Origin of the sequence: Lysinibacillus sp. KU-BSD001 (genome assembly GCF_042920265.1) — a bacterium.
In the GTDB taxonomy this organism is placed as follows: Bacteria; Bacillota; Bacilli; order Bacillales_A; family Planococcaceae; genus Lysinibacillus_B.
The window spans coordinates 164,942-179,883 of sequence record NZ_JBDQZI010000001.1 but is presented as its reverse complement, the minus strand read 5'-3'; the positions used below and the strand labels follow the sequence as shown (position 1 = coordinate 179,883).

Annotated in this window: 13 protein-coding genes; all 13 read right to left on the bottom strand. The window is 41.7% G+C overall.

Annotation, left to right across the window (positions count from 1 at the left end; all coding sequences use genetic code 11):
- Positions 1–2: 2 nt before the first annotated feature.
- A complete protein-coding gene (gene smc / locus AAGS61_RS00865; protein WP_391366390.1) occupies positions 3–3,575 on the bottom strand; it encodes a chromosome segregation protein SMC in 3,573 nt (1,190 codons plus the stop codon).
- A 1-nt stretch (position 3,576) separates the two neighbouring features.
- Positions 3,577–4,338: a ribonuclease III gene (rnc, locus tag AAGS61_RS00860; protein ID WP_391366389.1), complete on the bottom strand. Its 762-nt coding sequence runs from the start codon at positions 4,336–4,338 to the stop codon at positions 3,577–3,579.
- A 178-nt stretch (positions 4,339–4,516) separates the two neighbouring features.
- On the bottom strand, positions 4,517–4,753 hold the full coding sequence (acpP, locus tag AAGS61_RS00855; RefSeq protein WP_391366388.1) for an acyl carrier protein: 237 nt from the start codon (positions 4,751–4,753) through the stop codon (positions 4,517–4,519).
- 30 nt (positions 4,754–4,783) lie between these two features.
- Positions 4,784–5,527 (bottom strand): 3-oxoacyl-[acyl-carrier-protein] reductase, encoded by a 744-nt coding sequence (gene fabG, locus AAGS61_RS00850; RefSeq protein WP_391366387.1) that lies wholly within the window; start codon positions 5,525–5,527, stop codon positions 4,784–4,786.
- A complete protein-coding gene (gene fabD, locus AAGS61_RS00845) occupies positions 5,524–6,474 on the bottom strand; it encodes an ACP S-malonyltransferase (RefSeq protein WP_391366386.1) in 951 nt (316 codons plus the stop codon). Before fabD ends, fabG begins: the two co-directional genes overlap by 4 nt.
- A gap of 26 nt (positions 6,475–6,500) precedes the next feature.
- The gene (gene plsX / locus AAGS61_RS00840) at positions 6,501–7,484 is read right to left on the bottom strand and encodes a phosphate acyltransferase PlsX (protein WP_391366385.1); all 984 of its coding nucleotides are present in this window, start codon (positions 7,482–7,484) and stop codon (positions 6,501–6,503) included.
- Complete coding sequence (gene fapR, locus AAGS61_RS00835; protein ID WP_391366384.1) at positions 7,481–8,056, bottom strand: transcription factor FapR; 576 nt, start codon at positions 8,054–8,056, stop codon at positions 7,481–7,483. Before fapR ends, plsX begins: the two co-directional genes overlap by 4 nt.
- Positions 8,057–8,417: 361 nt before the next feature.
- On the bottom strand, positions 8,418–8,834 hold the full coding sequence (locus tag AAGS61_RS00830; RefSeq protein ID WP_391366383.1) for a VOC family protein: 417 nt from the start codon (positions 8,832–8,834) through the stop codon (positions 8,418–8,420).
- Positions 8,835–8,846: 12 nt separating this feature from the next.
- Positions 8,847–9,227: a VOC family protein gene (locus AAGS61_RS00825; protein WP_391366382.1), complete on the bottom strand. Its 381-nt coding sequence runs from the start codon at positions 9,225–9,227 to the stop codon at positions 8,847–8,849.
- A gap of 116 nt (positions 9,228–9,343) precedes the next feature.
- Positions 9,344–11,377, bottom strand: coding sequence for an ATP-dependent DNA helicase RecG (recG, locus tag AAGS61_RS00820; RefSeq protein WP_391367283.1), 2,034 nt, complete (start codon positions 11,375–11,377; stop codon positions 9,344–9,346).
- An 83-nt stretch (positions 11,378–11,460) separates the two neighbouring features.
- Positions 11,461–12,348, bottom strand: a complete 888-nt coding sequence (sdaAA, locus tag AAGS61_RS00815; protein ID WP_391366381.1) for an L-serine ammonia-lyase, iron-sulfur-dependent, subunit alpha — start codon at positions 12,346–12,348, stop codon at positions 11,461–11,463.
- Between the two features lie 13 nt (positions 12,349–12,361).
- A complete protein-coding gene (gene sdaAB, locus AAGS61_RS00810; protein ID WP_391366380.1) occupies positions 12,362–13,024 on the bottom strand; it encodes an L-serine ammonia-lyase, iron-sulfur-dependent subunit beta in 663 nt (220 codons plus the stop codon).
- Between the two features lie 265 nt (positions 13,025–13,289).
- Positions 13,290–14,933 (bottom strand): DAK2 domain-containing protein, encoded by a 1,644-nt coding sequence (locus tag AAGS61_RS00805; RefSeq protein ID WP_391366379.1) that lies wholly within the window; start codon positions 14,931–14,933, stop codon positions 13,290–13,292.
- Between the last annotated feature and the right edge of the window lie 9 nt (positions 14,934–14,942).

Genomic DNA, 14,942 nt, shown 5'->3' with positions numbered 1-14,942 from the left:
TCCTACACTCCTTCACCTACTGGCACTTCTTCCTCTTCAAGCTTGACCGAAACAAGCTTCGATACACCTGATTCTTGCATTGTAATGCCATATAAAACATCTGCACCTTCCATCGTCCCTTTACGATGTGTAATGACGATGAATTGTGTTTCTTTACTAAATTTCTTTAAATATTGACTATAACGAATGACATTGGATTCATCCAGCGCTGCCTCTACTTCGTCTAAAATACAGAACGGTACTGGACGTGTATTTAAAATCGCAAATAATAAGGCAATCGCCGTTAAAGCGCGTTCCCCACCTGATAGTAAACTCAAGCTTTGCAATTTCTTCCCAGGGGGTTGTGCAACAATCTCAATGCCCGTTTCTAGTAAATTGTCAGGGTCAACTAATACTAAATCCGCCTGCCCTCCCCCAAACAATTCACGGAACACCGCTTTAAATTGCACTTTTACATTTGTAAATGTTTCACTAAAGCGAGCAGTCATTTCTGCATCCATTTCTTTAATGGCTTCATGCAGTGTTTCTTTCGCTGCTAATAAATCACTACGTTGCTCAGATAAAAAGGCATGCCGCTCCTGCACACGCTCAAATTCATCGATCGCGGTTAAGTTAACAGGGCCTAACTCCTCGATCGATTGCTTCAGTAATTTGACTTTTCGGCGGACTTGCGCGACATCGTCAATTGCTTCTGCCAGTTCCTTCGCCGCCTCAAAATCAAGTTCATAGTTTTCTTTGAGCTGCGCGATGAAGTTCCCTTGCTCATATTGTAGTCGACTTCGTTTAATCGATAACGTATTAATCGCTTCCATAAAGCTTTTGTGAATACGTTGCTTCTCTTTTAAATCTTCTTCGATAGCAGCAAGCTTTCGCTGTAATTCGTCCTTTTGTTCTTTCTTTTCCGTAATCATTGTCAGTAATGATTCACGTTTTGCTCCCCAATCGATGATCGCTTGCTCAATTTCTTCCATTGTAGGACCATTGGCGTCAGCATCTGAATGGAACCACTCGATTTCCTGGGAAATCTTTTCGATTGTTTCATTTGTTTTAGCCATTTGAAGATCCATATCCGCGATTGCAATCTGAACTTGTGAAAGCTGTTCTTGTGCTACGGCAAGTTGCGAGCGCTTTTCTCCTATTTCATCACGGAGTACATCCTTTTGCGTATCGCCTTGCGCTTTGGCCAATGTTAATTGCTCTACTAATTCATTAATTTCAGTAAGCTCTGTTGCTAATTCAGCAAGACGTACCTCTGCTTGTGCTTTTTGTTCAGCAAGCGTTTGCCCACGCGTGACCATAGACGTTTGCTCACTTGTAGCAAGTGTAACACTCGTAGTTAAGTTCTTTTCTTGCATATCTAGCTCAAATAAGATTGTGTTGTGCTTCTGCTCTTGTGCCCGTAACTCTTCTACAAGTAAACGTACTTCTTCTAAATCTTGGCGTAAGTTTGCTACCTTTTCTTTTTCAACGGTTACTGTACGCTCAGCCGATTGAATGGAATGCTCCAGTTCAGCAATTTTTGCCGATAATGTATCTAGTTCTGCCTTCCGTGTAAATAAGGATGTTTGCTGTTTGACTGATCCACCTGTTAATGAACCACCTGCATTTACAATATCGCCATCAAGTGTCACGACACGATACTTAAAGCCAAGTAATCGCGCCATTTGGCTAGCACCTTCTAAATGCGAAGCAACCAGTACATTCCCAAGTAAATTTTCAACAATCGAGCGATTCGATTCATCAAAAGTCACAAGATTATACGCCATATTGACAAAGGCAGGATGACTGGAGACAGCAGAAATTTGTGCATCGCTTAAGCGGCGTGATTTCATCACCGTTTTTGGTAAGAAAGTAGCTCGCCCTGCACGTTTTTGTTTTAACCAATTAATTGCTTGCTGTGCATATTGTTCGTTTTGCGTTACAATATGTTGGCTCGCTGCGCCTAGTGCTGTTTCAATTGCTTGCGAATATTGTCCTGTTACTTGAACAAGTTCCGCCACAGCACCTTCAATCCCTAACAGCTCTCCTCTATCTCGTGCCAGCAGTACTTCTTTTACACCTTGGAAGAAGCCCGAGAAATCCGCTTCTAATTCTTCTAATGTTTCACGACGCGCTTTTAACTGTTGCTGATGCTGATACGCTTTATACAGTAAATCTTGCTTCTCATCCAGTTGAACTGTTAGCTGCTGTAACGAACCTTGCATCCCTTCATGTAACGCAAGCTTGTCTTTTAACTGTTGTTGAAGATTCACTAATCGCTCAGCAATCACTTCCTTTTCAGCCATGACACGCGTTAACTCTTTTTGCATTTCCGCTGAGCGATCTGTCATACGTTCAGCTGTTTCTTGTTGTTGTTGTAATTGCTGATTTATATGCTTTAATTCATTTTTAATCGTGGCTTCTTCATTTAACAAATCGATATATTGATGTTTATATACGTCAATTTCTTCTTCGATTTCAGAAGCTGAGCGTGTTAATGCTTGTTCCAACTGTTTAATCGCTTGACGAAGTGAACTAACCTCTTTTTGCTTTTCCGCAAATAGCACCATTTTCTCTGATTTGTTTAACGCTTGCTTCTTTGCTTCCTGTTGCGATACAACGAATTGTGCTTCCAATTGTTTCAAATGCTTTTCTGCATTTGAACGTTTTTCATGCATGAGCGCTTTTCGTCCATCCCAGCGTTCCACTTCAGCCGTTGCTTCTACTAAATTTTCCTGAGACGTATCTAAATGACTGTCAAGCGTTTTTAACTCTGCTCGTACTTGGCGCAAACTTTTTTCAAGCATTGTCATTTCACCAGCATGTAGTAATTCATTTGCTTCAAGGTCAGCTAATTCATCTTGTAAAGCTTTTAATTGTGCTTCACATGCCGTTAAGTCATGGACAATAAGCGAAATATCGAAATCTTTCAGCTCTGACTTCATACGGACATAATCTTTAGCAGCAGAAGCTTGGATTTGAAGCGGCTCTAAACGATTATCGAGTTCATGTAAAATATCTAAGACGCGATGTAAATTTTCTTCTGTTTCAGCAAGCTTGAGCTCGGCTTTTTTCTTGCGCTGTTTATATTTTAAAACACCTGCTGCTTCTTCAAAAATAAGGCGTCGATCATCTGGTCGGCTATTTAAAATAGAATCTACACGACCTTGGGAAATAATTGAAAACGCCTCTTTACCCAGTCCCGAATCCATAAACAAGTCCGTAATATCCTTCAGGCGACAATGTTGATTGTTGAGTAGATACTCACTATCACCTGAACGATACACACGTCTTGTCACACTAATTTCCGTGTAAGGTATCGGGATTCGTTCATCTGTATTATCTAAAATTAGCGCTACTTCCGCAAAATTGAGTGGTTTGCGAGACTCACTACCAGCAAAAATAACATCTTCCATTTTTGAACCACGCAATGATTTTGCCGATTGCTCGCCTAAAACCCAACGAATTGCATCTGTTACATTACTTTTCCCACTACCATTCGGACCTACAACAGCCGTAACACCGGGGACGAAATCAATACCAATACGCTCCGCAAAAGATTTGAAGCCAACTACTTCAAGTCGTTTTAAGAACATGTTACTCCTCCTTTTGTGCCTGCTGTCTTAGCCTTTGCATCGCACTTTGCGCTGCTTGTTGCTCAGCCTCTTTCTTAGACTTTCCTCGCCCAATACCGAGCTCTTCATCATTTAATAGCACACGTGATACAAATGTCCGATTATGTGCTGGACCTTTTTCATCAACAATTTCATAATGTAATAGCCCATTATTCGATTGTTGCACCATTTCCTGTAGTTGACTTTTGAAATCCATCACATGCGAAAAAGCACCGTTCTCTACTTTCGGGAACACAATTTTCTCTAGGAATGTGACGACCGTTTCAAGCCCTTGATCTAAATAAAGCGCACCGACAAATGATTCAAATACGTCTGCTAGTAATGCTGGGCGCTCTCGACCACCTGTCAGTTCTTCACCTTTTCCAAGTAATACATATTGTCCAAATTTTAATTCATTCGCAAAAATAACTAATGACGGCTCGCAAACAATAGACGCACGCAGCTTTGTTAGCTCACCCTCACTCATTTGTGGATATTTTTCGAATAAAAATTTCGACACCGATAGCTCTAATACAGCATCTCCTAGAAACTCAAGTCGTTCATTGTCCGTAAATAGCTTGCGACGATGTTCATTCACATAGGATGAATGTGTAAATGCTTGATACAATAAATTTTTGTTGCTAAATACTACGTTCAACTCTTGCTGCAACTGTTCAAAATGAGTGCGAACTTTTTCTGGCAATATACCAGTTTTCTGATGATTCCCTTTTTTTCTTATCGTCATGGACAAATCTGCCTTCCTACTCAGTTTCTATCGTTTAGTTTACATCGTTAAAACCTTTTGCGCAAAGGGATTCTCATAAAATGCGCTGTTTATCCTTCGTTTTTTGCACATTCACGAAAATTATGAGTAAAAAGAGACACATAAACACGATTTCCCGCATTTATGTGTCTCTTTATAATTAGTTCTGTTTGTTTTCGATGTAAGTGATTGCATCCCCAACTGTTGCGATTTTTTCTGCATCTTCATCAGAAATTTCCATATCGAACTCATCTTCAAGTTCCATAACAAGCTCTACAACATCTAATGAATCAGCACCTAAATCTTCACGGAATGAAGCTTCTGGTTTTACTTCGCTTTCATCAACACCTAAACGGTCGATAATTACTTTCGTTACACGCTCTATTACTGTAGCCAAATCAGTCACCTCCCCTCAATGAATCAGTTGTTACATCACTAGGCCGCCATCAATATGTAATGTCTGCCCTGTAATATAATTCGCATTTTCGGATGCAAAAAATACAACCGCTTTTGCAATATCTTCTGGTTGTCCTAATTTCGCTAACGGAATTTGCTTTAACATTGATTCCTTTAACTCTTCTGGTAAACTATCTGTCATTTCTGTTGTGATAAAGCCCGGTGCAATAGCATTCACTAAAATGTTGCGACTTGCTAACTCTTGTGCACATGTTTTTGTTAAACCAATGACACCAGCTTTCGCCGCCACGTAATTCGCTTGCCCTGGGTTACCTGCGACACCAACAATGGACGAAATATTAATAATACGGCCTGCACGTTGTTTCATCATTTGACGCGTGACAGCCTTTGTACAAAGGAATACACCTTTCAAATTCGTATCAATAACGTCATCCCATTCTTGTTCTTTCATACGCATTAGTAAATTATCACGTGTAATACCGGCATTGTTTACTAAAATATCAAGTGAACCAAACGCTTCTACCGCCTGTTTCATCATAGCCTCTACCGCATCGCTATCTGCTACATTCGCTTGTACAGCCATTGCTTTTGCACCAAGCGCTTCTACTTCTGCAACAACTGCTTTTGCTTTTTCTTCACTGCCGCTAAAGTTCACAACAACATTTACGCCTTGTTTCGCAAGCTCGATACAAATTGCGCGACCAATACCACGCGAACCACCTGTTACGACTGCTGTTTTACCTGTTAAACTCATTGTGTATTCCACCCTTTCGACGCTTCAATCACTTGCGCCATTGTTGCTTCATCATAGACACCGTATACTGTTGCGCCTCGGTCAATTTTTTTCACAAGCCCTGATAGCACTTTTCCTGGACCACATTCAACAAATACGGTTACACCTAAATCCATTAATGTACGCACATTTTGCTCCCATTGTACGGGACTTGATACTTGATCAATCATTTCCTGTTTAATCGCCTGTACATCTTCAAGTAGCGTCGATGTAACATTACTTACAACAGGGATAGAAGGCACTTTAAAATCGACTTGCTCAATGGCATCAGCCAATTTTTCCGCTGCTGGTTGCATCAATGTACTATGGAACGGTCCACTAACCGTTAGCGGAATTGCTCGTTTTGCGCCACGTTCTTTCGCTAGCGCACAAGCTTGTTCAATCCCTGCTTTCGTACCCGAAATCACGATTTGTCCTGGACAGTTTAAGTTAGCCAATTGTGCGACTTCTCCTGTTGCACTCACATCTTCACAAACTTGTTGTAATTCAGTGGACTCCATGCCTAAAATAGCGGCCATTGCACCCTCACCTGCAGGCACTGCCTCATCCATATATAAACCACGTTTATGAACAACTTGTACGGCCTCTTCAAACGTCAATACATTTGACGTAACAAATGCACTATACTCTCCTAAGGAATGACCGGCTGTATAATCCGGTTTCACCCCAGCATCCATTAATTGACGAGCAATCATGACACCTGTTGTTAGTAATGCTGGCTGCGCATTATACGTTAAAGTAAGCTCCTCTTGTGGCCCTTCAAACATCAATTTTGATAATGAAAAACCAAGTACAGCATCTGCTTGCGTGTAAAACGCCTTACTATTTTCATTTACTGCGACAAGCTCTGCCCCCATACCTACTTGTTGTGAGCCTTGCCCCGGAAAAATAAAAGCTATTTTTGTCATGTTTAATTCCCCTTTGCAAAATGTGATTACTCTACCGTAATCGTTGCTTGAATTGTCGCACATACATCATGTTCAACCATTGTACGCGCTTGTTTAATGGCACTATAAATCGCCCGAGCATTCGATGAACCATGTGCTTTAATAACCGGTGCTTTTAGCCCGAATAACGCAGCCCCACCGTATTCTGTATAATCCATTTTTGTTTTTAAATCTTTTAAGCCATTTTTAGCTAACACAGCCCCAATTTTGGCTTTTGTTGAAGAAGTAAATGCGCCTTTTAACATCGCAAATAGTGTACCTGCTGTACCTTCGATTGTCTTTAACACCATATTTCCTGTAAAGCCATCTGTTACAACCACATCCGCTACGCCGTTTAATAGCTCACGCGCCTCTACGTTGCCTTCAAAATTCATATTCGCTTCTTTCAGTAAATCAAAGCTTGCTTTTGTCAGCTCATTACCCTTTTTCTCTTCCGTGCCAATATTTAATAAACCTACACGAGGTGCAGCGTAACCACGGACTTTTTTCGCGTAAATATCACCCATAATGGCATACTGTAACAAATTCTCCGGCTTAGCATCCGCATTTGCCCCAAGGTCTAGCATAAGGAAACCTTTGCCATCAATTGTCGGTAATGTTGTCGCAAGTGCTGGGCGTCCTACTCCCTCAATTCTTCCTACTTTAAACAATCCGCCTGCCATCAATGCACCCGTATTACCTGCTGAAAGACAAGCATCCGCTGTTCCGTCTGCTACCGCTTCGAGCATACGTGCCATAGACGAATCTTTTTTCCGACGAACGGCGCGTGCTGGATCATCGTCTGCTTCTACCACTTCTTCACAGTGAATGACTGTTAAGCGCGGATGTTCCTTTAAATAAGGTGTCATCGCCTCTTGACGACCGTATAATAAAATTTCGATATCTGTAAAATCCTCAAGTGCTTGCATAACACCTTCCACAATTGCTTGTGGAGCATTATCGCCACCCATACCATCTACTGCTAATTTCATGTTTCGTTTCCACCTTTCGTGCGATACATCTCAAATTCTCCTATGAACACAACTTCATTATTGACTGTCGACGTGACATCAACAATTGTTCGATTTTTCTCTGATTGTTGCGTGCGCACGACCGCTTTCGTTATGACTCTGTCACCTGCTTTGACAGGTTTAACGAAAGCAACGTTGGATTTTACTGTTAACGCTAATTCATCGTTAATAACAGCTACTGCTAGAGAGTTTGCTTGCGCAAATAAATGATGCCCTCGTGCAATACCATTTCGTTGAAACACATGCTCCTCTCCTACATCAAAGATAGAAAAAGCACGTTTATCTAATTCAATATCAATAATTTCTCCAATTACTTCGTCTAATGGGAGCGATTTAATTTCATTTTCATAATTTCTTGCTGCTACGTCTTTAATACGTTCACGCAATTCAGGAATGGACAATTCCATGCGGTCCAAGCGAATCGTTTGAACGCTTACACCAAATTGCTGCGCTAACTGTTCATCAGTGACGAATGGATTATCTGCAATTGTTTCTGTTAGCAATTGTTGGCGTTCTTTTTTTGTCCGTTTCATAACCTTCGTCACCTTCTTATTAAGTATTAGCACTTGGTACTAACACCAATATACATAAAGTAAAAAAAGAACGCAACAACTTTTTGTTATTGCGTCCGTAAAAAAGTATAATTTGCATACGATTGAAAGATTATTCACTAAAAAGAGATTTTTACTAAAATATGTACTTGACCGCACATTCCGTTACGGGCGGACGCTTTCCGCGGGCTTGGCTTCAATCTCCTCGTCACTACGTTCCTGCGGGGCTTTCCGCTCAAGCTTATCCCGCAGGAGTCGCCGCCCTTCACTCCATGTGCTTTTATAACAATTCTTCTGTTATCAAGAATAGATTTTAGTATCGAATCTTAGAGGTCTTATCCAATCATCCTTCATAACTGACTTGCCATTCAATACCGAAGCGGTCAGTTACACTACCGTAACATTTGCTCCAAAACGTTTCTTGAGGCGACATCATCACTTTGCCCTCTTGCGCAAAAAAGTTAAACACACGGCGTAGTTCCTGCTCATCATCTAAAACATACGCTAGCGTTATTTGATTGCCTTTCTTCACTTGCTCCTGCCCTGGGAACGTATCAGAAAACATTAATTTTGCTGTTGGTAATTGCAGCATGGCGTGCATAACACGGCCCTTAGCTTCTTGTGGAATTGGATGATCTGGATGTTGTGGCGCCTCACCGAATGTCATCACTTGGTAATCCTTCACCCCAAAAGCCTCTGCATAATATGCTACTGCTTCTTTTGCTTCTCCATCAAATACAAAGTACGGATTAATTGCCATCGTTCTCTCTCCTTATTCATTAAAATTTATTTGCCACGATACACCAAAACGGTCTTGATACCAGCCAAACAACGTTGAAAATCCATATTGCCCAAGCGGCATTAAAGCTTGCCCACCATCATTCATCTTTTCCGCTAATGCATGCACTTCTTGTTCAGACTCACACTCAATGAAAAACGAAAAAGATGGTGTAAAATCAAATGCATGCTGTTGTTGTGTATCATTTAGCAAAATTCTTTGACCATGTATACAAATTTCTGCCAATGCAATAAGCTCTGTTTGTGGAATTAATTGCTTGGATATAACTTCAAAATCAGTAAACCATGATGCATATGTATCGATTACTTGCGAGGCATCGCCTTTAAACATTAAAAACGGATGAATTGATTTCATATGTCTCCCCCTTATATACGAACGAGTGTACGGTATTTATTTGAAATTTGCAAGAAAAAAACATATGTTGCTTATATTCCTAAAAATATCTTTCTAGAAACATGCAACATATGTTTTTAATCAATACGCTCTCCTTCTAAAACGCCTGAACGCTCCAGCATTCGGCGTAATGGCTCATACTCATCCGCGCGCCAAAATTCTTCACTTTCAATTAACCGTATAGCATCTTGCCGCGCTATATCTAGCGCACGATAATCATGCACAAGATCAGCCATTTTAAACTCGGGCAACCCGCTCTGTTTTTTCCCAAAGAAATCGCCTGGACCACGTAGCTCTAAATCTTTTTCCGCTAACCGGAAACCATCATTTGTCTCTGTCATGGACATCATGCGCTCTTTTCCTTCATCTGTTTTAGGATCAGCCAAAAGCACACAATGCGATTGATGTTCACCACGTCCAACGCGTCCACGTAATTGATGAAGTTGAGCTAATCCGAAACGTTCCGCATCATAAATAAGCATAAATGTGGCATTCGGCACATTTACCCCTACTTCAACTACAGTTGTTGACACAAGTATATGCAATTCCCCTTCACTAAACGCTCGCATCACTTGATCTTTTTCATCCGCTGACAAGCGCCCATGCATTAACCCCACCTTAAAGCGTCCTAGAAAATAAGTCGTCAATTGCTCGTATACTTCAACCGCATTTTGAACATCTAGCTTATCCGATTCTTCAATCAGCGGGCAAATTACGTACGCTTGTCGCCCTGCTTTTAACTCCGCCTCCATTTTTGTTAACACAGCACCTAGTTGCTCATGTTTCATCCAATGCGTTTCAATTTGCTTACGTCCCGCGGGCAGTTCGTCAATAATGGATACATCCATTTCTCCAAATGCTGTAATCGCAAGCGTTCTCGGAATCGGTGTAGCCGTCATAAATAAGACGTCAGGATTTTCCCCTTTATCGCGCAAAATACGACGTTGCTCCACGCCGAAACGATGCTGCTCATCCGTAATCACAAATCCGAGATTTTTAAATGCTACATCCGGCTGAATAAGCGCATGTGTCCCAATTAAAATATCAATTTCACCATTTGCTAATCGTTCTAAAATGTCTCTTCGGGCTTTTGTTTTCGTGGAACCAGATAATAAAGCAACACGTACCCCAATTGGTTCAAACCAAGCATATAAGTTTTCTGCATGCTGCTCTGCTAAAATTTCTGTCGGTGCCATTAATGCACCTTGATAGCCCGCTGTGACAGCCGCATATAACCCAATTGCCGCCACAACCGTTTTCCCAGAACCAACATCCCCTTGCAGCAGTCGATTCATACGGTGCGGCGTTTTTAAGTCTTTACAAATCTCGTTTACGACTCTCTTTTGCGCCCCCGTCAATTCATACGGCAACGTGGCAATAAAATCACGAAGCTTTTCTAAATTATAGGTAATGGATAACCCTTTTTCATTGTCTCGACGCGCTTTACGTAACGCTTGAATACGCAGTTGAAAGACGAGTAACTCTTCAAACACAAAACGGCGCCTCGCTTGCTTCACATGCTCTGTATCTTTTGGGAAATGTACCCCTTCAAGTGCTTCCTGCATCGGCAATAACTTATACTGTTCCCGCATGGAAGTTGGCAAGGTTTCAGAAATGATATGCCCCGCCTCATCAAGGGCTTGCCGCATTAATTTTCGAAAGCGATTTAAATGAATTGTATTACGTAAACTATACACAGGTTCAAAATCCCCTTGATCTTGCTTCGGTCCAAATTTAACGGATGAACCGACGACGACTTGACGACCTCGATCCCATTTCCCTGATACTGTAATAATGGCGCCTGGTACTAGTTTTTGCTTTAAATAATGTTGATTGAACATAACAACTTTCACTAAGTGACGACCTGCTAAAACGGTTACTGTTAGACGCGATTTTTTCCCCATAAACGTCACCGCCGGTACACTTTCCACGCGTGCTTCAATCGTTACTTTCTCGTTGTGTGGTGTTTCAGCTAAATTCTTTAATGTAAAATCTTCATGGCGGTATGGAAACATCCAAATGAGGTCCTCAATTGTATGAACACCGAGCGATGCTAATTGTTCAGCCGTTTCCTTGCCGACACCTTTTAAGTTGGATACGGGTTCTGTAATAACCAATTTCCCACTTCCTTTATGTACTTTTCTTTAGCATAACATAAAAACACGCGTTCTCATAATGAGGACACGTGTTTCATTTAGTTCGTAGCACCGCCAAATATTTTTTGCGCTAGCGCTTTCCCTGTTGGTGTCGCTGCTAAGCCACCTCTTGCCGTTTCTTTTAAGTTCGGGCTCATGGCTTGACCAATGCGATACATCGCACCGATCACTTCATCACATGGAATACGGCTTGTTACACCTGCAAGTGCCATATCTGCTGCGACTAGCGCATTGGCTGCCCCCATCGCGTTTCGTTTAACACACGGTACCTCTACTAAACCAGCAACAGGATCACATACAAGTCCTAGCATATTTTTCAATGTAATCGCAAAGCCCTCTGCACATTGTTGCGGCGTACCACCAGCCATTTCAACAATGGCTGCTGCTGCCATGGCTGCCGCTGAACCAACTTCTGCTTGGCAACCACCGGCCGCACCAGAAATGGACGCATTATTAGCGACAACAAAACCAAATGCACCCGATGTAAAGAGATAACGAATCATTTGTTCACGTGTTGGCTTTAATTTATGCTTTACTGCAAACAATGTCCCTGGTACAACACCCGCTGAACCCGCTGTTGGCGTAGCACAAATTGTGCCCATTGCCGCATTTACTTCATTTGTTGCCACCGCCTTGCTGACAGCATCTAATAGCAATTCACCACATAGTGATTTGCCCGTCGCAATATAGTTTTGTAACAGCACAGCATCCCCACCTGTTAAACCTGTGACAGATTGCACTCCTTTTAAACCACGTTCAATCGCTTCTTCCATGACTGTTAAGTTGCGGTCCATCTGCTCTAGAATGGTCTCTCGCGTGCGCCCACTAATTTTTATTTCTTGTTCAATCATAATTTCCGATATTAATTTGTTTTCTTTTTCTGCCAGTGCTACTAATTCTCTTACATTTTGAAATAATACGTCCATCATGCGCCCTCCCTTACGTATTCATTTTCGATACTTTCGTAATATGCGGAATATAAGCGATTTGCTGTAAAATGCGATCGTCAATATTTTGATCCACTTCAATGACCATCAATGCCGTATGCCCCCGCTCAATACGAGATACTTCCATATGCCCGATATTGACATTGTGCATCGCAAGACAGTTCGCAACATTGGCGATACATCCCGTACGGTCATTGTGCACAACGAGAATGGCTGGCATGCCACCTGTTAAACGCAGCTTAAAGCCATTGACTTCGCTAATTTCGATTTTACCGCCACCTATTGAAATGCCTTCCACACTCATTTCACCGACCTCATCGCCCATTACAAGACGTGCTGTATTCGGGTGTTCTTTATGCGCTTCTTCTGGGATAAATTCAAAGCTCATGCCTACTTCCTTTGCATCAGAAAATGCGGTTTTAATACGCTCATCATACGTATCGTAATCTAATAGCCCGCCAATAATGGCAATATCTGTACCATGCCCACGATATGTTTCTGCAAACGATCCATATAAATGCACTTTTACCCATTTCGGCTGGCGACCAAATAAATCACGCGCGATACGTCCAATGCGAGCAGCCCCCGCGGTATGCGAGCTCGATGGACCAATCATCACCGGGCCGATAATATCAAATACAGATGTAAATTTCATAAAGTCACCTCTTCACTTCAATATTCTCACAATTTAACTCATATTTTAAGTGTATCAATGTCTATACATCGACACAAATTATTCATACTTTCAATAATCTATAAACGTATAACGCGCATCTAAATAGGCCTAGACGCTATTGAACCTCTGCGCACAGCGACGAAACCTATCCAAAAAGAGTGCAGGCAAATGCCTACACTCCCAATTTAATCATTTTGGATAGGAACCCCCAACTTCAAGCATTAACTCAGTGGGCCTAGCTCCATTATTCAACTGATAAAATAAACGGATATAGCGATTGCTTTCCTTCAACGATTTCTACTTCTGCATCTTCAAAGTTTTCTTCGATAAAGCTTGCTAACTCATTTGCCTGTGCTGCAGTTGTATCTTCACCGTAAATCACTGTAATAATTTCGCTGTCTTCATCTACTAACTTATTGATGACCTCTTGTGCTGCGTCCATCATCTCAGGTGTTGATAAAATAATTTTACCTTCTGCAAGCGCCATATAATCATCTTTACGGATTTCTACCCCATCGATTGATGTATCACGCACTGCATAGGTTACTTGACCTGTTTTCACATGCGCAAAGCCTGCTGTCATATTTTCTTTATTGTCGTTCACACTGACCTCTGGGTTGAACGCTAAAATAGCTGCCATCCCTTGAGGTATTGTTTTTGTCGGCACGACAGCGGCTTCGATATCCAGAAGCTCTGCTGCTTGTTCTGCTGCCATAATGATATTTTTGTTATTCGGTAAAATAAGTACACGCTCTGCACCAATTTCTTTTACCGCTTTTACGATATCTTCCGTTGATGGATTCATCGTTTGTCCGCCTTCAATCACGTAAGATGCACCGATTGACTTTAACAAGTTGGCAATTCCTTCACCCATCGCGATTGTCACGATAGCGTACGGAATTTTTTCTTGTTTTTTCGCAGGAGCAGCTGATGTATCGCCCACAATAGCAGAATGCTGTTCACGCATATTATCGACTTTAATTTTCATAAGGCTACCGTATTTTTGACCTGCACTTAACACATTACCAGGTGTTTCTGTATGGATATGTACTTTCGCAATCTCATCATCAGAAATAACAAGTAATGAGTCGCCCATTGGATTCAACTCATTGCGGAACGCTTCTTCGTTAAATGGCTCTTTTCCTTCTTCAAAGCGCACCATAATTTCCGTACAGTAACCGAATTCAATATCTTCTGTATTCATGAAATCTTGTACACGATGATGCTCTGCATTAATTAAGTCATCTAAAGAAGCATCGTTCTTCTCAGGTAGTGCTTCACCTTTTAATGCCGCAAGGAAACCTTCATACACAAATAGCAATCCTTGTCCGCCACTGTCCACTACGCCTACTTCTTTTAATACAGGTAGCATATCTGGTGTACGATTGAGTGAGGCCTTTGCTTCTGCCACAAATGCTGCCATTAACTCAATTAAATCGTCTGTGTTTTCTGCTACTTCGACACCTTTTGCCGCTGCCTCCCGAGCAACGGTTAAAATGGTACCTTCCACCGGCTTCATCACCGCTTTATATGCCGTATCAACGCCACCTTGGAACGCTGCCGCTAATCCTTTTGCATCAATTGTCGCGTCTTTTTCAATCGTTTTACTAAAGCCACGAAATAGCTGCGATAAAATAACACCTGAATTTCCGCGTGCGCCCATGAGTAAGCCCTTTGCTAACGCTTGTGCCGTTTTACCGATATGCTCACTCGTGTTGCTTTCTGTTTCTTTTGCACCTGATGTCATTGATAAGTTCATGTTCGTCCCTGTATCTCCGTCCGGTACTGGGAATACGTTTAACGAATCTACATAACTTGCATTTTGGTATAGGTGATGCGCCCCAATTTGTACCATTTCTGCAAATTTAATTCCGTCTAATGACTTCATTCGATTTGA

What these genes read in the sequence shown, in the direction of transcription:
- smc (WP_391366390.1), bottom strand. Translation starts at nt 3,575, where the DNA reads ATGTTCTTAAAACGACTTGAAGTAGTTGGCTTCAAATCTTTTGCGGAG.
- rnc (WP_391366389.1), bottom strand. Translation starts at nt 4,338, where the DNA reads ATGACGATAAGAAAAAAAGGGAATCATCAGAAAACTGGTATATTGCCA.
- fabG (WP_391366387.1), bottom strand. Translation starts at nt 5,527, where the DNA reads ATGAGTTTAACAGGTAAAACAGCAGTCGTAACAGGTGGTTCGCGTGGT.
- fabD (WP_391366386.1), bottom strand. Translation starts at nt 6,474, where the DNA reads ATGACAAAAATAGCTTTTATTTTTCCGGGGCAAGGCTCACAACAAGTA.
- plsX (WP_391366385.1), bottom strand. Translation starts at nt 7,484, where the DNA reads ATGAAATTAGCAGTAGATGGTATGGGTGGCGATAATGCTCCACAAGCA.
- fapR (WP_391366384.1), bottom strand. Translation starts at nt 8,056, where the DNA reads ATGAAACGGACAAAAAAAGAACGCCAACAATTGCTAACAGAAACAATT.
- AAGS61_RS00830 (WP_391366383.1), bottom strand. Translation starts at nt 8,834, where the DNA reads ATGGCAATTAATCCGTACTTTGTATTTGATGGAGAAGCAAAAGAAGCA.
- AAGS61_RS00825 (WP_391366382.1), bottom strand. Translation starts at nt 9,227, where the DNA reads ATGAAATCAATTCATCCGTTTTTAATGTTTAAAGGCGATGCCTCGCAA.
- sdaAA (WP_391366381.1), bottom strand. Translation starts at nt 12,348, where the DNA reads ATGGACGTATTATTTCAAAATGTAAGAGAATTAGTAGCACTGGCAGAA.
- sdaAB (WP_391366380.1), bottom strand. Translation starts at nt 13,024, where the DNA reads ATGAAATTTACATCTGTATTTGATATTATCGGCCCGGTGATGATTGGT.
- AAGS61_RS00805 (WP_391366379.1), bottom strand. Translation starts at nt 14,933, where the DNA reads ATGAAGTCATTAGACGGAATTAAATTTGCAGAAATGGTACAAATTGGG.